The sequence below is a fragment of the Agrobacterium genomosp. 13 str. CFBP 6927 genome (assembly GCA_900012615.1).
GTDB lineage: Bacteria > Pseudomonadota > Alphaproteobacteria > Rhizobiales > Rhizobiaceae > Agrobacterium.
Genome location: LT009756.1, coordinates 929,042 through 947,267 on the forward strand (window position 1 = coordinate 929,042; position 18,226 = coordinate 947,267).

General features: G+C 60.1%; 16 protein-coding genes. 9 read left to right on the forward strand and 7 right to left on the reverse strand.

The features are described from left to right. Positions 1-32 precede the first annotated feature (32 nt). Complete coding sequence (locus AGR13A_RS04660) at positions 33-944, reverse strand: uracil-DNA glycosylase (RefSeq protein WP_080833939.1); 912 nt, start codon at positions 942-944, stop codon at positions 33-35. 43 nt (positions 945-987) lie between these two features. Further along, complete coding sequence (locus AGR13A_RS04665; RefSeq protein ID WP_080833940.1) at positions 988-2,286, reverse strand: Hsp70 family protein; 1,299 nt, start codon at positions 2,284-2,286, stop codon at positions 988-990. A gap of 302 nt (positions 2,287-2,588) precedes the next feature. Between AGR13A_RS04665 and AGR13A_RS04670 the strand changes: the two genes are divergently transcribed. Continuing rightward, entirely contained in the window at positions 2,589-3,566 is a 978-nt protein-coding gene (locus tag AGR13A_RS04670; protein WP_080833943.1) for a GGDEF domain-containing protein, read from the forward strand. A 21-nt stretch (positions 3,567-3,587) separates the two neighbouring features. Here the strand turns inward: AGR13A_RS04670 and AGR13A_RS04675 are convergent, their stop codons facing one another. Beyond that, a complete protein-coding gene (locus AGR13A_RS04675; RefSeq protein WP_080833945.1) occupies positions 3,588-4,376 on the reverse strand; it encodes an SDR family oxidoreductase in 789 nt (262 codons plus the stop codon). Between the two features lie 142 nt (positions 4,377-4,518). On the opposite strand from AGR13A_RS04675, the gene AGR13A_RS04680 reads away from it, so the two are divergent. The 3 genes from AGR13A_RS04680 to AGR13A_RS04690 all read left to right on the forward strand — a co-directional run bounded on the left by AGR13A_RS04680 (position 4,519) and on the right by AGR13A_RS04690 (position 7,235). Further along, positions 4,519-5,439: a cation diffusion facilitator family transporter gene (locus tag AGR13A_RS04680; RefSeq protein WP_080833947.1), complete on the forward strand. Its 921-nt coding sequence runs from the start codon at positions 4,519-4,521 to the stop codon at positions 5,437-5,439. A gap of 184 nt (positions 5,440-5,623) precedes the next feature. Further along, entirely contained in the window at positions 5,624-6,388 is a 765-nt protein-coding gene (locus tag AGR13A_RS04685; RefSeq protein ID WP_080833948.1) for an isocitrate lyase/PEP mutase family protein, read from the forward strand. Between the two features lie 271 nt (positions 6,389-6,659). Then, a complete protein-coding gene (locus AGR13A_RS04690; RefSeq protein WP_080833950.1) occupies positions 6,660-7,235 on the forward strand; it encodes a GNAT family N-acetyltransferase in 576 nt (191 codons plus the stop codon). A 36-nt stretch (positions 7,236-7,271) separates the two neighbouring features. On the opposite strand, the gene AGR13A_RS04695 is transcribed toward AGR13A_RS04690, so the two are convergent. Beyond that, a complete protein-coding gene (locus AGR13A_RS04695; RefSeq protein WP_080833951.1) occupies positions 7,272-7,883 on the reverse strand; it encodes a 3'-5' exonuclease in 612 nt (203 codons plus the stop codon). A 386-nt stretch (positions 7,884-8,269) separates the two neighbouring features. Here AGR13A_RS04695 and AGR13A_RS04700 point away from each other — a divergent pair, with 386 nt between their 5' ends. Both AGR13A_RS04700 and AGR13A_RS04705 read left to right on the forward strand, forming a co-directional pair. Next, entirely contained in the window at positions 8,270-9,934 is a 1,665-nt protein-coding gene (locus tag AGR13A_RS04700; protein ID WP_080833953.1) for an electron transfer flavoprotein-ubiquinone oxidoreductase, read from the forward strand. 433 nt (positions 9,935-10,367) lie between these two features. Next, positions 10,368-11,108, forward strand: coding sequence for a pentapeptide repeat-containing protein (locus tag AGR13A_RS04705; protein WP_080833955.1), 741 nt, complete (start codon positions 10,368-10,370; stop codon positions 11,106-11,108). A gap of 177 nt (positions 11,109-11,285) precedes the next feature. Here the strand turns inward: AGR13A_RS04705 and AGR13A_RS04710 are convergent, their stop codons facing one another. Continuing rightward, positions 11,286-12,302, reverse strand: coding sequence for a zinc-binding alcohol dehydrogenase family protein (locus AGR13A_RS04710; protein ID WP_080833956.1), 1,017 nt, complete (start codon positions 12,300-12,302; stop codon positions 11,286-11,288). Between the two features lie 103 nt (positions 12,303-12,405). Between AGR13A_RS04710 and AGR13A_RS04715 the strand changes: the two genes are divergently transcribed. Then, the gene (locus AGR13A_RS04715; RefSeq protein ID WP_035218162.1) at positions 12,406-12,795 is read left to right on the forward strand and encodes a winged helix-turn-helix transcriptional regulator; all 390 of its coding nucleotides are present in this window, start codon (positions 12,406-12,408) and stop codon (positions 12,793-12,795) included. A 120-nt stretch (positions 12,796-12,915) separates the two neighbouring features. Then, complete coding sequence (locus tag AGR13A_RS04720) at positions 12,916-13,752, forward strand: undecaprenyl-diphosphate phosphatase (protein ID WP_080833958.1); 837 nt, start codon at positions 12,916-12,918, stop codon at positions 13,750-13,752. 227 nt (positions 13,753-13,979) lie between these two features. On the opposite strand, the gene mgtE is transcribed toward AGR13A_RS04720, so the two are convergent. After that, complete coding sequence (gene mgtE / locus AGR13A_RS04725) at positions 13,980-15,356, reverse strand: magnesium transporter (protein ID WP_080833960.1); 1,377 nt, start codon at positions 15,354-15,356, stop codon at positions 13,980-13,982. A 283-nt stretch (positions 15,357-15,639) separates the two neighbouring features. Further along, a complete protein-coding gene (locus tag AGR13A_RS04730; RefSeq protein ID WP_080833962.1) occupies positions 15,640-16,884 on the reverse strand; it encodes an MFS transporter in 1,245 nt (414 codons plus the stop codon). 234 nt (positions 16,885-17,118) lie between these two features. On the opposite strand from AGR13A_RS04730, the gene AGR13A_RS04735 reads away from it, so the two are divergent. Then, positions 17,119-18,027 carry a diacylglycerol/lipid kinase family protein gene (locus AGR13A_RS04735; RefSeq protein ID WP_080833965.1) on the forward strand — a complete coding sequence of 303 codons (909 nt, stop codon included), beginning with the start codon at positions 17,119-17,121 and terminating at the stop codon, positions 18,025-18,027. Positions 18,028-18,226 lie beyond the last annotated feature (199 nt).

Sequence of the window (18,226 nt, forward strand, 5' to 3'; positions counted from 1 at the left end):
TAATTCGTTTACACTGAGCAAGAATAAGGCAATCAGCCTTCGGAGATTTTTGCCTGAAACGCTAATAAATCCTGCCATGCCAATGACTTGGAGGCAGGCGCGTTCAAAAGTTCCTGCGGATGCAGGCTGGCCAGAGCTGGCAAAACCATATGTCCGGCTGCGACATCACGCCACTGTCCGCGTAGCGTATGGATCGTTCCGGTGCCGCCAAAAAAGAAACGTGCGGTCAAGTTGCCCAGAAGCAACAGGTATTTCGGCTCCGCAAGAGCGATCTGACGCTCGATGAAGGGGCGGCAAATATCCATTTCGGCCTGAGTCGGCGGGCGGTTGCCCGGCGGTCGCCAGGGCAGGACATTGCCGAGCAGGATCGCGCTGCGCTCAAGGCCGATGGCCGCCAGCATCCTGTCGAGCAGCAGCCCCGTCTTGCCGGCAAAGGGCAGGCCCTCGCGGTCGTCATCCGCATCCGGCATGGGGCCGATGACCATGATGGCGGAGGCAGGATCGCCCTCAGTGAACACCGTGTTACGGGCGCTGTTCTTGAGGTTGCAGCCGCTGAACCCCTCAAGCGCGGTTTTCAGTTCGGAAAGAGACCGCGCACTTTCCGCCGCAAAACGGGCGGCTGCCACGGCCTGTTCATCCGGCACGGCGACATTTTGCTGAACGGCCGGTTGCTGAAGTGCGCCAGCCTGCGCAGCACCTCTTGCCGGAGCGTTGCGCCCCGGCGCCTGCCGCTGCGATGTATCGGCATGGCGTTCTGCCCCACCGTTCTCCGTCCGGCGCGCGGGTGCCTCTTGCCCCGCTGCCGGGCGGGCAGCGCGGGCGGCGGCAAATTCGGCGAAACGGTCGAGCGGACTGTCCTCCAGCAACCAGTCCACGCCCGCATCCGCATGGAAATGCAGGAGGGCGGCAAGTTCGGCCGGGGAGAGGTCGTGAGCGGCGATCATGGCTGGAAATTATCCCATGTTCGCCGCCCGGGGAACCCGTAAATCACGCTGTCCAGCGCTGAATGTCACCGCTTTCGCCGATCATTGCGAGACCATGGGCAATCGAGAGCAATTCGCCACCGGTTTCGATCCGGTCCGCATCGAAACGGCGGGTGAAAAGCTCCCGCACCGCCGGTACGAAGGAGGTACCGCCGGTCAGGAACACCTTGTCGATTGCATCCGGTGCGACCTGCGTCTTTTCCAGAACTTCGTCCAGCGCGCCCTCAATCTTGGCAAGGTCCTCGGCGATCCAGCTGTTGAAGTCGCTGCGCTTGACCGTCTTGCGTCCGGCCTTGCCGAGCGGCGCGAAATTGAACTCCGCTTCCTCGGAGGAGGACAGCGCCATCTTGGTGGCGGAAATCGACTGATAGAGCGGATAACCCTCATCATGCTCCACCAGGTCGATGAAGAGTTCGAGTTTTTCCGGTTCCAGCGCCGAGCGCACCAGCGATTTCAGGTCGGTGAATTCCTTCGAGGTCTTGAAGATCGACAGCTGGTTCCAGCGGCCGAAATTGACGTAATAGCCGGAGGGCACATCCAGCACCTTGTCGAAGCTTTTGAACTTGCTGCCCTTGCCGATTTCCGGCGAGACGAGATTGTCGATCATGCGGAAATCGAAATGATCGCCCGCAACACCCACGCCCGAATGACCGATGGGGGTGGCGGAAAGTTTGCCGGCATGGGTCTCGAAACGGATCAGCGAATAGTCGGTGGTACCGCCGCCGAAATCAGCCACCAGCACGTTGGCATCCTTTTTCAGGCTCTGGGCAAAATAATAGGCGGCCGCCACCGGCTCGTAGACATAGTGGATTTCCGGAAAACCGGCCCGGCCCAGCGCCTCGTTGTAACGGGCAAGCGCCAGCGCCTCGTCCGGATTGCTGCCGGCGAAACGCACTGGCCGGCCGGCGATGACGGTGGAGACGTCGCCCGGCCATTCCGCACCCGCATAGGTCTTCAGCTTGCGCAGGAATACATCCATCAGATCTTCGAAGCTCTGGCGCTTTGCGAAGATGAGCGTGCCCTGGAAGAGCGGCGAGGCCGCGAAGGTCTTGATGGATTGCAGGAAACGGCAATCGCCCGCATTGTCGATGAATTGCCGGATGGCGGCATGGCCAGCTTCCACATGCAGGGCGGCAGCGCCCAGGCCCGAATCCTTCATGAAGGAGAGTGCCGTGCGCATGCTGTCATCCGTGCCTGCGCTGCTGGTGAAACGCATGGAGCGGCTGTCGCCGCCGCCATTGGAAAGAGCCATGACCGTGTTGGTCGTGCCGAAATCGAGGCCGAGAGCCCGCTTTTGCGTCATCGCCATATTCCTTGTCGCCGATAGATATAACCGCCCGGCCTTGGAAGCGGCCCGGCGTGAAAATAAGGGATGCCCTTGGCGTCCCGATGTCAGAGGAGGGCGGTTGATTGCACAAGCCCGGCGGAATGGCAAGCGCCGCGCTCGCGTTTATTGTGACATTTGCATGAAGTAATCATCGTCGGCGGAACGGAGTCTTATCGGCCGCATTAAATATTTTTTTGCATAAGCCGAGTATAAGGCTGAAATATAGCGTTTAAGAGCAGTTTATTTTTATATTTGTTGCGTTTGTAGACGGAGCCTCAATGTCCCGCAAGTCGGCCCGTTCCTTGCCTGAAGAAGTGCCGCAGGAGCGGCCCGTCCTCGTGTGCGGCGACGCGGAAAACCTTAACCGTCACCTCATGGAGCTGATGGAAGCGTCGCAGCAGGGTTATGCCCTTTTTGACGGCGGTGACACGCTGCGTTTTGCCAACTCCGCGTTCCGCCTAGCGCTTGGCATGGGACCGGATGATTTTCCGACATGGGTGGAGCTGATGCGTAGTGGCTACCACAACGCCAGTGGCACGGCCATAGAGACCACCGATTTCGAACTGTGGCTGCGTTCCGCCAGAACGAGGCGCGGCAAATTACCCTTCCGCACCATCGAGACCAGCCTGAACGACGGGCGCTGGATGCTGACCACGGAAACGACGCTGCCCGGCGGCTGGATGCTGTGCGTGGTCACCGATGTCTCCGAACTCGGCATCGAATTGCGCGATCTGCGGCAGGAGCGTGACAGGGCGCTGAAATCGGCGCTGAGCGATGAACTCACCGGCCTCGGCAACCGCCGTTACGCCATGGACAGTCTCAGCCACATGCTCGGTCCCAACAAGGCCCAGGCCCTTGCCGTCATCATCATGGATATAGACCACTTCAAGGCGGTGAATGACCGTTTCGGCCATGCAAGCGGTGATATGGTGCTGAAGGATTTCGCCGGTCGCCTCTGCGCCGCCGGCGGCCGCGACGATCTGATCGGGCGGATTGGCGGCGAAGAGTTTCTGCTCGTTCTCGGCGGCTCGCGCATGCTGAGCGCGCAAGACATCATGCAGACGTTGCTGGCATCGTTGCGCGAGGCATCACCGCTGAGCGATGTGCCGGATTTCCGCTACAGCTGCTCGGCCGGCATTGCCTTTGCCAATCCCGGAGAGAGCGCCAGCGATGTCTTGCGCCGTGCCGACACGGCGCTTTATGAGGCCAAGAATACGGGCCGAAACCGCGTCGTGGTCTACGGAGCGGCCTCTTGAGCGGCCCGGTTCCTTTCGGCGTCAGTTCGACTTCGCCGCGCCGCCATCTACCCTGAGCATTGTGCCGGTGATGTAGCTTGCCGGTACCGAGCAGAGGAAAGCGCCGGCGGCGGCGAATTCCTCCACCGTGCCGAGGCGGCCGGCCGGAATGCTCTTGACGGAGGCCTCGCGGATTTCCTCGACGCTTTTGCCCAGACGCTTGGCGTTGGCGCCATCCAGCTCGTCGATGCGGTCGGTGTGAATGCGACCGGGCAGGAGCAGGTTGGAGGTGATGCCGAAACCGGCGACTTCCGACGACAGCGTCTTGCTCCAGCCCACCAGCGCCCCGCGCAGCGTATTGGAGAGCGCCAGATTGGGGATGGGTTCGAACACGCCGGAGGAGGCGACGGTCAGGATGCGGCCGAAGCCCTGTTCCTTCATCTGCGGCAAAAGCGCGTTGGTGAGCGTGATGACGCGCAGCACCATCGACTGGAAGAACGTCTCCAGCTTGTCCGTCGTGATCTCCTGTGCAAGGCCCGGTGTCGGGCCGCCGGTGTTGTTGACGAGAATGTCGATGCCGCCGAGCTTGTCCTTGACCGCCTGAACCATGGTCTCGACGAAATTGTCATCGGCAAGATCGCCCCAGACCCAGTCGGCCTTGCCCTTGCCGAGCGCATTGATCGCCTTGCAGTTCGCATCCAGCTTCTCACCGCTTCTGCCGACGAAAAGGACATTGGCGCCTTCCTTCGCCAGCGCCGTGGCAATGCCCAGCCCAAGGCCGCGTGAGGAGGCGAGAACGAGAGCACGTTTGCCGGAAATGCCGAGATCCATGGGTTGTGTCCTGTCTTGTTTGCAGCAGATCGTGATTTCGAACGGGATTTCAGGCTAAAATCGCATGGATTTTTCGCTATCCCGCCCGGTCTGCCCTGTTTATAGGAAGGCAACGCCCGCTTTTGAAGGTCAAATACGCGCCATGACAGAACAATCTCTGCTAAAATTCTCCATCGCCGTCACGGTTCTTCTGGCCGCCTTCGGCATCGGTGCGGGCTTGTTCTCCGGCTCCTTCGCGGTGGTGTTCGACGGGGTTTATGCCCTGACCGATGCTTTCATGACGGTGCTGGCGCTGCTCGTGGCGCGGCTGATTGCCGTCTCTGCGGCTCCACGGCCGGGTGGCAGGCTGGCGGAGCGTTTCACCATGGGTTTCTGGCATCTGGAGCCGATGGTGCTTGGCCTTAACGGCACACTTTTGATGGGGGCTGCGATCTATGCCCTCATCAATGCCGTCGACAGCCTGATGGATGGCGGCAGATCGATCGAGTTCGATTATGCCATCATCGTCACCTTTGTCAGCTTTGCGGTCTCGCTTGCCATGGCATGGTTCGTCAAACGCCAGAACCGCCGGCTGAAATCGGCCTTCGTGGCGCTGGACGCCAAAAGCTGGCTGATGAGCGCGCTCCTGAGCGTCGCGCTCTTCCTGGCCTTCGCCATCGGTTACGGGCTGACCGGGACAGGTCAGGCGTGGATCGCCCCCTATATCGACCCCGCCGTGCTGGCCCTGGTCTGCCTCGTCATCATCCCCATGCCGCTCGGCAATGTGAAACAGGCGCTCGCCGACATCCTTCTGGTGACGCCGCTGGAATTCAAGCAGCATGTGGACCGGGTGGCGACGGAGGCGGTCGAAAAATTCGGCTTCGCCTCGCATTATTCCTACGTCGCCCGCGTCGGACGCGGCCGGCAGATCGAACTCTTCTTCATCGTGCCGAAGAACTGGCCGGCCCGGCGTCTGGAAGAATGGGACGCGATCCGTGACGAGATCGGCGATGCGCTCGGCGGCGAAAGCTCCGATCGGTGGCTGACGATTGTGTTCACGACGGATGAGGAATGGGCGGTTTGAGTGGGACGCCCGAGATTGGCCGCACGCAGTGCTTGAAAATGGGGACATCGACGCCCGAAAATCGGCGGTCGCAACGCAGGGCCAGTGTTAGCAGTTTTCCGGATTGTTGCAGCGGCTTCGGGCGCCTGTAACGACTGATTGGATGAGCAAAAGCTCGGCAATATCGATCACAGGAGAGACCGCGATGAACAGTCAAATCGAACGTGCGGAAATATTCCGCAGCTTGCACATTCCGGGTGATCCCATCGTCCTCTACAACATCTGGGATGCGGGAAGTGCGGTGGCCGTTGCGCGCGGCGGGGCGAAGGCGATAGCCACCGGAAGCTGGTCTGTCGCTGCGGCACAGGGTTATTCGGATGGTGAGGAAATGCCGCTGGATGACGCATTGTCAGTCGTCGCGCGCATAACGAAATGTGTTGATCTGCCCCTCACCGTGGATTTTGAAGGCGGTTACGCAGATGATCCCGCCGCCGTCAGGCAAAATGTTGGCCGCCTGTTTGCCCTCGGCGTCATCGGATTGAACTTCGAAGATCAGGTGGTGCACGGCAAGGGTCTGCATGACATCGGTCACCAGTCGGATCGGCTTCGGGCGGTCCGCAGCGCGGCAAGTGATGCCGGTATCCCGGTTTTCATCAATGCACGAACGGATGTGTTTCTGAAGTCAGCGGAAGGGGTGGATCACGCAACCCTGCTGGACGAAGTATTCGCCCGCGAGGCCGCCTATGCTGCAGCAGGCGCGGATGGCTTTTTCGTGCCTGGGCTGAAGGATAAAAAGCTGATCGAAAAAATATGCCGACAGACGACGCTGCCGATCAACGTCATGACATCGGGAGACACGGAAGAAGTTCGCGCATTGGCAGAGATCGGCGTCGCCCGGATCAGTTTCGGACCCGCGCCCTACGCAAGGGTCAGTCGCGACCTGGAAAGCAGAGCGCGTATTTTTGCCTGAAAAGAGGCGCGCGCTTCACTCAAAATCCGGCTGTCAATCGGTATCGAACATCCGGGCGATCTTGTCGCCGACCTTGCCCTTTCGCTGGACAAGTGCTGACGGCTTCGGAGAGGAACAGTCCGGCAAGGTGAAAATGGCCACGGTAACAACCATACTGTGGCCGGCCGGACCACATTTGCGCGATCCCGGCAGGGGCGTAACTCGCCCTGAGCCGTCTTGCATCTGTCCGCTCGAAACCTACATGGGCGGGGTTATTGGCAAATGGGTATTCATGGACAAGTCAAGTTTTTCGTCGCTACAGACGCCACGTCTGATCCTCCGTACGTTCCGGGATGAGGATTTCCCGTCTTATGCCGACTATCACGGTCGCAGCGACGTCTACAGATTTCTATACGCCTCACCGCCCCGGAAGACGGCGCTCGCGGCTCAGTTCGCCGAGATAGTGACGGGTTCATTCAAAGAGGATGGCGATACGTTGCGGCTTGCGGTAATCCGGCGCGATGATGACGCGCTGATTGGCGAGGTACTTCTGAAAATCGCCAGCCGGGAAGCGCTGCAGGCTGAAGTCGGTTATATCTTCAATCCGTCCTTCTCTGGAAAGGGTTACGCCACCGAGGCCGTGCGGGCGATGATCGGGCTGGGTTTCGACGTATTTGGATTTCACCGGATTTTTGCCCGGCTGGACACCCTGAACCGCGGCTCGATCGGGATCGTCGAACGTCTCAAAATGCGCCGGGAAGCACATCTCATTCAGAATGACCGCTTCAATGGCACGTGGGGTGACGAGTTCATCTATGCCGTTTTGAATGACGAGTGGAAAACCATGTCGCAGGCCTCGCCAGAATAACGCCCTGGATAGAGGGTTGGTATCAGCTATCGACCCCTAACGGTCAAACGCCGAGGGCTGAAGTTTCCCGGACCGCAGAAGATGCTGAAGCGTGTAGGCAACCGACAGGGCATCATCCAGCGCATCGTGTCCTTGGAGAACGGGGTGATCGACACCAAAATAATCCGCAAGTTTGTTGCTTGGTGTTCGGGCAAGGTCTTCAAGGGGCATTCCGGCGGCAAGCAGCAGCTTAACGGCGTTATCGAACCGGGATGCAGGAATTGGCGGGCTTATACCGGCAATATAGCAACTGATCGCCATCATATTCAGTTCGTCTTTCCCCCAGGACCACAATTTCGCTCCTTGTGAGAACATCTCCACATCCGCCAGCGCCTTATGAAGGCTTGTGCCCTTCTCATCGATCTGTTCTTCGGTAATTCCGGTGAGGTTTGTAAAATATGGATCGAGCGCATATCTGTCGCCATACCGGTCAACAGGCGTGACATAGGATTTGAAGGTCTCCAGAACAGGGAAATCGGCTTCAAGGCCGATCCTCACGGCGCCGATCTGGGCGATGACGGGATCAGGATCGATTGCCGCACACCAGAACCGGCCTTGCGACCCCTGAATGCAGAGAAATTCACAGTCGAAGACGATAGCTGTTTTCATGTGTCTTGCCTGCCGATCGGATCGCTCGTCTTTGCCACACTAGTCCCGATCACCAGAATGGCAATGGTGGCTGCTAGCGCCTTGCCGGGGAGTAACTGGCGCTCGCCAAACGGTAACGGCTCTTGACGCCTAAACATGTCACCCTTATCCTCATATTACGTGAACGTAAAAGTAATAAATTACTCATCAGGTTGTCTGACAATTAAGTGGCGTGCGACATGTTTTGCCGCTATAGAAGCTCGACAAAGGCGTCCTGCTTTGCGAAGACAGGCGCTAGTGAATGCGGTGTCGCGGATGGCTTTTGACCTGCGCAGCCAATGCGGCGAAGATGCCAAAAAGCGGATATAACAACAGCCGGATGGGACCGGCGATGCGGAGAGGACAAGATGACGGAAGCGATGGAACTGCCCGAACGCGAAGCGATGGAATTCGACGTTGTGATTGTCGGCGCGGGTCCTGCGGGTCTTGCCGCCGCGATCCGCCTGAAGCAGGTGGAGCCGGAGCTTTCGGTTGTCGTTCTCGAAAAGGGCGCGGAAGTCGGCGCGCATATTCTCTCCGGCGCCGTGGTTGATCCCATCGGCATAGACAGGCTGCTGCCCGGCTGGCGGGAAGAGGAGGGGCATCCCTTCAAGACCGAGGTCAAGGACGACCAGTTCATGTTCTTAGGGCCGGCCGGCTCCATCCGCCTGCCGAATTTCATGATGCCGCCGTTGATGAACAATCACGGCAATTACATCGTTTCGCTTGGCCTCGTCTGTCGCTGGCTGGCGGAAAAGGCGGAAGCGCTCGGCGTCGAGATCTATCCGGGCTTTGCCGCCACCGAAGTGCTTTATAATGACGAGGGCGCGGTGATCGGCGTCGCCACCGGCGACATGGGCATCGAGAAGAACGGCGAACCGGGTCCGGCCTTCACCCGCGGCATGGAGCTGCACGGCAAATATGTGCTGATCGGCGAGGGTGTGCGTGGCTCGCTCGCCAAGCAGCTGATTTCCAAATTCGAGCTTTCCAGAGATCGCGAGCCGCAGAAATTCGGCATTGGCATCAAGGAATTGTGGCAGGTCAAGCCGGAACACCACAAACAGGGCCTCGTGCAGCATTCCTTCGGCTGGCCGCTCGGTTTCAAGACCGGTGGCGGTTCCTTCCTCTACCATCTCGAGGATAATCTGGTCGCCGTCGGCTTCGTCGTCCATCTCAATTACAAGAACCCCTATCTTTATCCTTTCGAGGAATTCCAGCGCTTCAAGACGCATCCGGCCATCCGCGATACTTTCGAGGGCGGCAAGCGCATTTCCTATGGCGCACGCGCCATCACCGAGGGCGGTTACCAGTCGGTGCCGAAGCTGACTTTCCCCGGCGGCGCGCTGATCGGCTGTTCCGCCGGTTTCGTCAATGTGCCGCGCATCAAGGGCAGCCATAATGCGGTCTTGTCGGGCATGCTGGCGGCGGAAAAGATCGCCGCGGCGATTGCCGCCGGCCGTGCCCATGACGAGGTGGTGGAGATCGAGGTCGAATGGCGCGACGGCGATATCGGCAAGGACCTGAAGCGGGTGCGCAACGTCAAGCCGCTGTGGTCGAAATTCGGCACGCTCATCGGTGTCGGTCTTGGCGGTCTCGACATGTGGACGAACCAGCTGTTCGGCTTCTCCTTCTTCGGCACGCTGAAGCATGGCAAGACGGATGCCGAAAGCCTCGAACCGGCCTCGAGACACAAGCCGATCGCCTATCCGAAACCCGATGGCGTTCTGACCTTCGATCGCCTGTCCTCGGTGTTCCTGTCCTCCACCAATCATGAGGAGGATCAGCCGGTGCATCTTCAGGTGAAGGACATGGCGTTGCAGAAGCGCTCCGAACACGACGTCTATGCCGGGCCCTCGACACGTTATTGTCCGGCCGGCGTCTACGAATGGGTGGAGAAGGATGGCGAGGAAACCTACGTCATCAACGCCCAGAACTGCGTGCACTGCAAGACCTGCGACATCAAGGATCCCAACCAGAACATCAACTGGGTGCCGCCGCAGGGTGGCGAGGGGCCGGTCTACGCCAATATGTGATGGCGATTACGGCTGAAGCCTTCTTCTCCGTCATGCTTAGGGCCTGTCCCGAACATCTGTAACGGGTTGGTTTTTCGATACGTGAGTGGATCCTCGGGACAGGCCCGAGGATGACGGCGAGCGTGGGAAGACCGCTCGCAATCACTCTCGACCGTTATTTGCGGAACGAGCAAGTCTCTGATTGCAGGGACTTATTTCCCAGGGCGCAGACGCGCCCTGACTGGACGCCGGGTCAAGCCCGGCTTGACGAGATGTGGTATCCACAGCCCTGTTGCCCCCTGTCTATTTGTGGATTGCTCTTCGATTTCTTACATATAGGATGTTGGGGTGTTGCATGGTCGTGTGGCCCATGGATTGTGGTTCGGCGATGCGGTAACGCCTTCAATATGCATATGGTCCTAGGTCCGTCGCCCGGCGACAGGGAGTTACGAGAATGTCCGGCTTTCAAAGGCTGAATATCGTGCGGAAGACAAGGTTTGGTGCCGCTCTGGCGGCAGGTGTCGTCGTCATCTTTTCATTGAGTGGCGGTCCGCTGGTGGCTGCCAGCTGCCGCACCGATGCCATGGCCGGCATCGACTGGCGCGAATGCAACAAGCGCCTTCTGATGCTGGGCGGCAGCAATCTCGATTCGGCGATGCTTTACGGCACGGATTTCACCTATACCGATTTGCGTGGCTCGTCGTTGAAGGGCGCCAATCTCGAGAAAGCCAAGCTCATCCGCACGGCACTGGGGGAGGCGAACCTGCAGGGCGCCAATCTGACCAAGGTTGAGGCCTATCGCAGCGACTTTACCGCCGCCGATGCGACCAATGCCAAGTTCATCAATGCCGAAATGCAGCGGACCAAATTCGAGAATACCAAGCTCGACGGTACGGATTTCACCAAGGCCGAACTCGGGCGGGCCGATTTCGAGGGCGCGACGCTGAACGGCTCGAAATTCTCCCTCACCAACCTGTCGCGTGCCCGCTTCGGCGGGGCAAAACTCGGCGGCCCGGTGGATTTCACCAGCGCCTTCCTGCTTTTGACAAGGATCGAAGGGCTCGATCTCTCCACGGCAACCGGCCTCGACCAGAAACAGATCGATATTGCCTGCGGTGACGCCAAGACCAAATTGCCGAACGGCCTGACCGCACCCGCCTCCTGGCCGTGCCCGGAAGAGCCGGACGACGACTGAAGGCATTCCGGCCATTCATTGCAGTTGGGTTGCCGCAGCCGTACAGATGCGGTGCCCTTAGCCCGGCCGGGAGAGTTTGACCTGGCAAGGGGATCAGCTGGGGCTTCGAAAGAAGCAGAAGGGTTTCTCCCGCCCTCCCAGCACCAGGCCGATCCGCCTGCCGGATGCGCGGGAAGCTTAGAAGCCCGAAAGCACGATCTTGCCCTTGGCCTTGTTGCTTTCGATCAGCGCATGCGCCTTGATCAGATTTGCGGCATTGATGGTGCCGAAAACCTCCGTCAGCGTCGTCTTGATCTTGCCGGCATCGACCAGTGCGGCAACGTGGTTGAGCAGCTTATGCTGTTCGATCATGTCGGGCGTTTCAAAAACCGCGCGGGCGAACATCATTTCCCAATGGATCGACACGCATTTGCGCTTGAAAGCCATGACGTCGAAACCGCCGGCAGGGTCGTCGATCAGTGCGAAACGTCCCTGTGGCGCGATGGCCGCCACGCTGTCGGCGGCATGGATGTCGCTATGGGTGGTGGAGAAGACGAAGCCCGGCGCACCGAGACCGAGCGCCTCCACCTGCGGAGCGATCGGCTTGCTGTGGTCGATGACGTGATGCGCGCCGAGTTCCTTTACCCACGCAATCGTTTCAGACCGTGAAGCGGTGGCAATGACGGTCAGATCGGTCAGCGCCCGCAGGAGCTGGACGGCGATGGAGCCCACACCACCGGCGCCACCGATCACCAGAACGGCGTTCGCGGCACCTGGAACCGGCTCCTTCACTCGCAGCCGGTCGAACAGCGTTTCATAAGCGGTGATCGCGGTCAGCGGCAGGGCGGCTGCTTCCTCAAAATTCAGCGATTTCGGCTTGGCGCCGACGATGCGCTCGTCGACCAGATGGAATTCGCTATTGGAGCCGGGGCGGTTGATGACACCGGCGTAAAACACCTCGTCGCCGGGCTTGAACAGCGAAACCCTGTCGCCGACGGCCTTCACCACGCCCGCCGCGTCGAAGCCGAGCACGCGAGCCGTGCCGTTTTCCGGAGCCTGATTTCGGCGCACCTTAGTGTCGACGGGGTTTACCGAAACGGCCTTCACCTCCACCAGAATATCGTGCCCCCTCGCCTCCGGCTGGGGCAGGTCGATATCGATAAGGGCTTCTTTTGCGGTGATTGGCTGGTTCGTCCTGTAACCGATGGCGCGCATGAACAGTCTCCTTTGCTTGTTTGCGTGCCTCTTACTTGATACATATGAACATCGATCGCAAGAATGCACATTTTGTGATGATACATACAAAAAGGATACTGTGATGTCGCGACCGCGCGCCAAACTGACCGGTAACTTTCCCGGCTGCCCGGTGGAATCGGCCTTAAGTTTCCTCGATGGAAAATGGAAGGGCGTGATCCTTTATCACCTCATCAATGAGGGCACGCTGCGTTTCAACGAGCTGCGCCGCCATATTCCCAGCGTCACCCAGCGCATGCTGACGAAGCAGCTGCGCGAGCTGGAAGAGGCGGGCCTGATTTCGCGCACCGTCTTTCCGGTGGTGCCGCCGCGCGTGGACTATGCGCTGACGCCGCTTGGCGAGACCATGCGGCCGGTAATCTCGGCGCTGAAAGTCTGGGGCGACGCCCATGTCGTCTGCAAGAACGGCGCGAAATATACCCAGCTTCCGCAGGCTGCGGAGAAGGCGGCCTGAAAAATCACGGGTAAAACCACGCCTGCGCTTGAGGGTTGCGGATGGTGCAATGCAACACGGATTTGCCCCGATTGATGCATAATGCTGCCATCGTGATTCGCAGCAGGGACATCAAAGCACATGAGCATGGGTTGGATGGAGGCCGGATTCCTCGGCCTTTTGCAAGGACTTACGGAATTTCTTCCGATTTCTTCAAGCGCGCATCTGCGGATTGCCGGGGAGTTTTTGCCCTCCGGCACGGATCCGGGTGCCGCCTTCACCGCGATTACCCAAATCGGCACGGAAATGGCAGTGCTGGTTTACTTCTGGTCCGACATCATGCGGATCGCCGCCGCCTGGCTGCGGCAGAACCTTCGCCTCGGCCCCTATGACAAGGCCGATGCCCGGCTTGGCTGGCTGATCATCGTCGGTTCGGTGCCGATCGTCTTTCTCGGCCTGTTCTTCAAGGACGCCATCGAACATTCGCTGCGCAACCTTTATATCACCGCCGTGATGCTCATCGTCTTCGGCATCGTGCTCGGCATCGCCGACAGGATCGGTGAAAAGCGTTACAAGCTGAACCAGCTGATCTGGCGCGACGGTATCCTGTTCGGTTTCGCGCAGGCCATGGCGCTTATCCCGGGTGTCTCGCGCTCCGGCGGCACCATCAGCGCCGGCCTGCTTTTGGGCTATACCCGCGAGGCGGCAGCGCGTTATTCCTTCCTGCTCGCCGTTCCCGCCGTCTTCGGCTCCGGTTTCTACCAGCTCTTCAAGAGCATCGGCGAGGATAATCCAGTCGGCTGGGGACCGACAGGACTTGCAACCCTGATCGCCTTCATCGTCGGTTATGCGGTGATTGTTGTGTTCCTCAAGCTGGTCTCGACCAAAAGCTATATGCCCTTCGTCTGGTACCGCGTGGTCATCGGGTTCATCCTGCTGGGGCTCCTGGGAACGGGTGTCATCAGCGCCGGCGGGTGAGGGGCTTTCCAGGAACCATGCTTTTGGCAAAGTTGCATCATCCGCACGCCGTCACCCCGGACTTGATCCGGGGTCCAGCGCGATCAAGTCCTTGAGCGCAAAAGACTCTCCTCACGACGCAGACGCGCCGTGGCTGGATGCCGGATCAAGTCCGGCATGACGGAGGAGAGATTATGACGTGCCGCGAAATGTAGAAGGCCCGCTCTTCCGAGCGGGCCTTTCGTCTTTTAGAGCAACGTACCGCTCAGGATCACCAGCGCCACCGAGAAGTAGATGACGAGGCCGCTGACATCCACCAGCGTGGCGACGAAGGGGGCCGATGCGCTGGCGGGGTCAAGCCGCAGGCGCTGCAGCACGAAGGGCAGCATGGAGCCGGCGAGCGAACCGAAGGTGACGATGCCGACAAGCGCCGCAAAGACGGTGGCGCCCACCAGCAGCCAGTGCTCGCCATAGTCATAAAAGCCCGCCTGCTGCCAGACCGTCAGACGCAGGAAGCCGATGGCGCCCAGAATGCAGCCAAGGGTCAGGCCCGTCGGGATTTCCCGCAGCAGCACCCGCCACCAGTCGGAAAGCTTCAGCTCACCGAGCGCCAGCGCCCGGATGATGAGCGAGGTGGCCTGCGAACCGGAGTTGCCGCCCGACGACATGATGAGCGGAATGAACAGCGTCAGCACCACGGCCTTTTCCAGCTCGCCCTCGAAATGCTGCATGGCGCTGGCCGTCAGCATTTCACCGAGGAAGAGTGCGGCGAGCCAGCCGGCGCGCTTGCGGATCATGTCCGGAAAGCCGATCGTCATATAGGGCTTGCCCAGCGCTTCCATACCGCCGAACTTGTGGGCATCTTCCGTGGTGTCTGCGATCATGGTGTCGATCACGTCGTCAACGGTGACGATGCCGAGAATATGCGAACGGTCATCGACGACGGGCAGCGCCAGAAGGTCGTGCTTGCGGATCAGCCGGGCGACATCCTCCTGCGACATCAGGGGGCTGGCGCAGACGATGCCTTCCTTCGATGCGACGGAGAGGATGGAAGCGCCGGGCTCACCGGTCACAAGGCGACGCAGCGTCACGACGGTGGAGAGCGTTCCGTCCTGCGCCAGCACATAGATGGCATAGACCGTTTCACGCGACCGCTCGACGACGCGGATGTGCGAAAGGGTCTGTTCCACCGTCCAGTCATCAGGCACGCTGACGAATTCCGTGGTCATGATCGAGCCGGCGGTGCGCGGCGGATAACCCATCAGGTGCTTGATGGAGAGCGCCGTCGTGCGGTCCAGCCGGGAAAACAGCTTTGCCCGTGGCTCTTCTTCCATTTCCGCCATGACGTCGGCCACCCGGTCGTCAGACATCAGATTGACGAAGCGGGCTGCCTGTTCGACAGGAATATGGGCGATGATGGCGGCTGCGCCATGCAGTTCCGGCCGGTCGAGAATGGCGACGGCCTTTGCCTGCGGCATGGCGAGGAGGGCGGTTGCGGCTTCGCTGACATCGAGCGTGTTGAGGTGCTCGACGCGTTCGGCGATGGTGGTGGAGGAACCGGCGTTTCCGCTACGAAGAAGACGTGCGGCCTTGCTGGCCCTCTGGGAGAGGTTGTGGAAGTTCATGATTGCTCACCTTTCCGTCGATTCGCCGATAACGGCGAACGCGGTGGTGAGCCGACAGTGGTCGGATCAGTTCACGTTCGCCGGTCTCGGCAAAGGCAATCGACTGCTACTGTCGCTAGACATCCAATGATGCTCCGTTGAAATCCGCGCCGTGCTGGTCGGCATGCGCGTAAGGCCGTGTTGCGCCTGAAACCGAAAAGAGTCAAGCACCCGATTATGAAATTTCCGCAAGGTTCTGCACCGTGGCGAGGGGCGGCGATGCAGGCTGTAAAAAAAGGCGACTTCAAGCCGCCTTTTCGCGCCGTTCGACGGTGACGGAAACGAGGAAAACACCAAGCCCGAGAAGGGAAAGAACCGCGCCGACATAACCTGTCGAGGCATAGCCATAACCCATGGCGATGACGAGGCCGCCGAGCCAGGCGCCGAGCGCATTGGCGATGTTGAAGGCCGAATGGTTGGACGCGGCGGCAAGCGTCTGCGCATCCTGCGCCACATCCATCAGCCGTGTCTGCACCGCCGGACAGGCGGCAAAACCGCAGCCGATCAGGAAGACGCAGAGGCACAGCATGAAAGGATCATGCGCCGTCATGCCGAACACCGCCATGACCAGCACGTTAAAGGCTAGCATGCCGCCAATCGTGCCATTGAGCGAGATATCGGCAAGCCGCGAGCCGACCACATTGCCGACATTCATGCCGATGCCGAACAGCGCCAGCACCATGGAGACGGTGGAAACCGGCATCATCGCCACATCGGTGGTGGTCTTGGCAATATAGCTGAAGACCGAGAACATGCCGCCGAAACCGACGGACGCGATGGCAAGCGTCAGCCACACCTGCACGCGGCGGAAAGCGCCGAGTTCGCGCCAGACACTCGCCCCTTCTTCCACCCGGTCACGCGGCTGGAAGAACCACAGCAGGGCGACGGTCAGAAGCGCAATGCCGCCCACCAGCATGAAGGCCGCGCGCCAGGACAGCAGCTGGCCGAAGAAGGTTGCAAGCGGCGTGCCGAGCAGCGTGGCGATGGTGAGGCCGAGCATGACACGGCCGACGGCGCGGGCACGCTTGTGGATCGGCGCCATGGAGGCCGCCACCAGCGCCGCAACGCCGAAATAGGCGCCATGCGGCAGGCCGGTGATGAAGCGCAGAATGGTGAAGCTCAGGAAGTCAGGTGCGATGGCGCTTAAGATGTTGCCGGCCGCAAAAAGCCCCATCAGGCCAAGGAGCAAAGCGCGCCGCGTCATGCGTGCCGCAAGGACGGCGATGATCGGTGCGCCGATGACGACACCCAGCGCATAGGCCGTGATCACGTAGCCCGCCTGCGGCACCGTTACGCCATAGGTCGTGGCGACATCGGGCAGCAGGCCCATGATGGCGAATTCGCCGGTGCCGATGCCGAAGCCGCCGGCGGCAAGCGCCAGTTCAATCAGGGCGATGGCAAGCGGGGAAAGGGCCACAGCCGGGGCAGCCGTGTAAACGGTTTCATTCTCCGCATCAGAACGGACTTCGGAAATTTTCGACTGGCTCATTGTGACCTGAGAAGGGGAGGGGCCCCACAGAAAAAAGGGCAAGACCGTATGGGAGCGGTCTGCCCTGACTGGAGATGCGCGGTCATGAAAATGACCTTAAGTCATCCCTAACATGAAATGATGCGTTGCGGTAGAGCGATTCTCGGCAAAAGAGCATCTTCACGCGATGGTGTTTGGAACCCTATATAAGCCCAGGCATTTACGCGCGGCTGCCTCACGGGATCAGGTTGGAACATGAAGCTCATTGCAATTTTCAATCGTGACGGCGGCACCTTTCGCACCACGGATATGGATGCCTATTGCGACCACGCCCGCGAGGTCTTTTCCCGCGCAGGGCACGAGATCGATTGCCGTCTCGTGTCAGGCAGGGACATTGTCGAAGAAATGGAGCGTGCCGCCGAGGAGCCGGGCATCGAAGGCATCATTGCCGGCGGCGGCGACGGCACCATTTCGGCGGCCGCCGGTATAGCCTGGAAACAGGGCATTGTGCTCGGCATTGTGCCCGCCGGCACCATGAACCTGTTTGCCCGCTCGCTGAAGCTGCCGCTTGATATCCGTCAGTCTCTGGAGACGCTGGCGAATGGCGAGATCGCCAGTGTCGACATTGCCAGCGCCAATGGCAGGCTTTTCGTCCACCAGTTTTCGGCGGGCCTGCATTCGCGCATGGTGCGCTACCGCAACAATCTCGCCTTCGCCTCGCGTCTCGGCAAGATCAAGGCAAGCATCCGCGCCGCCATCAGCGTCATTCTCAATCCACCGGTCTTCGAGGTGGAATATACCGTCAACGGCGAAACCCAGCATCGCAAAGTCTCGGCCATTTCCGTCTCCAACAATGAGTTCGGCCAGAATTCGCTGCTGGTGGCGGATAGCGTGTCGGGTGGCCATCTCGGTTTTTACCTCACAGATCCGCTGCCTCCCTCGGGTGTCGCAAAGCTCGTTTTCGACATTCTGCGTGGCAGGTTGAAGGAAAACGCCGCCGTAACGGCCATGACCGTGACGGATGTTGAACTGCATTTCCCCAAGAAACGCCATGATGTGCGCTGCGTCATCGACGGCGAATTGCTGCCGATGGAACGGGACGTGGCGCTGGAGGTTCACGCCGGCGAGTTGAAGGTGCTGGTGGGCCGGGCGTTTTTCGCATGAAGTGTGGCTGAGATACGAGACTACCGCGAGGGATCGGGTGGTCGCCGCTTGTTTCTTCTCCCCGAGGGGGAGAAGTCCGCGGCAGCGGGATGAGGGGGCGAGCTCTCCGCATATCGCTGGCGTTGCCCCCTCATCCGACCCTTCGGGCCACTCGTATAACTTCGTATAATGTATGCTATACGAAGTTATTACGAATCAC

Bases quoted from the DNA above. Each gene is read 5' to 3' on its own strand.
- AGR13A_RS04660 (WP_080833939.1), bottom strand. From the start codon at position 944: ATGATCGCCGCTCACGACCTCTCCCCGGCCGAACTTGCCGCCCTCCTG.
- AGR13A_RS04665 (WP_080833940.1), bottom strand. From the start codon at position 2,286: ATGACGCAAAAGCGGGCTCTCGGCCTCGATTTCGGCACGACCAACACG.
- AGR13A_RS04670 (WP_080833943.1), top strand. From the start codon at position 2,589: ATGTCCCGCAAGTCGGCCCGTTCCTTGCCTGAAGAAGTGCCGCAGGAG.
- AGR13A_RS04675 (WP_080833945.1), bottom strand. From the start codon at position 4,376: ATGGATCTCGGCATTTCCGGCAAACGTGCTCTCGTTCTCGCCTCCTCA.
- AGR13A_RS04680 (WP_080833947.1), top strand. From the start codon at position 4,519: ATGACAGAACAATCTCTGCTAAAATTCTCCATCGCCGTCACGGTTCTT.
- AGR13A_RS04685 (WP_080833948.1), top strand. From the start codon at position 5,624: ATGAACAGTCAAATCGAACGTGCGGAAATATTCCGCAGCTTGCACATT.
- AGR13A_RS04690 (WP_080833950.1), top strand. From the start codon at position 6,660: ATGGACAAGTCAAGTTTTTCGTCGCTACAGACGCCACGTCTGATCCTC.
- AGR13A_RS04695 (WP_080833951.1), bottom strand. From the start codon at position 7,883: ATGAAAACAGCTATCGTCTTCGACTGTGAATTTCTCTGCATTCAGGGG.
- AGR13A_RS04700 (WP_080833953.1), top strand. From the start codon at position 8,270: ATGACGGAAGCGATGGAACTGCCCGAACGCGAAGCGATGGAATTCGAC.
- AGR13A_RS04705 (WP_080833955.1), top strand. From the start codon at position 10,368: ATGTCCGGCTTTCAAAGGCTGAATATCGTGCGGAAGACAAGGTTTGGT.
- AGR13A_RS04710 (WP_080833956.1), bottom strand. From the start codon at position 12,302: ATGCGCGCCATCGGTTACAGGACGAACCAGCCAATCACCGCAAAAGAA.
- AGR13A_RS04715 (WP_035218162.1), top strand. From the start codon at position 12,406: ATGTCGCGACCGCGCGCCAAACTGACCGGTAACTTTCCCGGCTGCCCG.
- AGR13A_RS04720 (WP_080833958.1), top strand. From the start codon at position 12,916: ATGAGCATGGGTTGGATGGAGGCCGGATTCCTCGGCCTTTTGCAAGGA.
- mgtE (WP_080833960.1), bottom strand. From the start codon at position 15,356: ATGAACTTCCACAACCTCTCCCAGAGGGCCAGCAAGGCCGCACGTCTT.
- AGR13A_RS04730 (WP_080833962.1), bottom strand. From the start codon at position 16,884: ATGAGCCAGTCGAAAATTTCCGAAGTCCGTTCTGATGCGGAGAATGAA.
- AGR13A_RS04735 (WP_080833965.1), top strand. From the start codon at position 17,119: ATGAAGCTCATTGCAATTTTCAATCGTGACGGCGGCACCTTTCGCACC.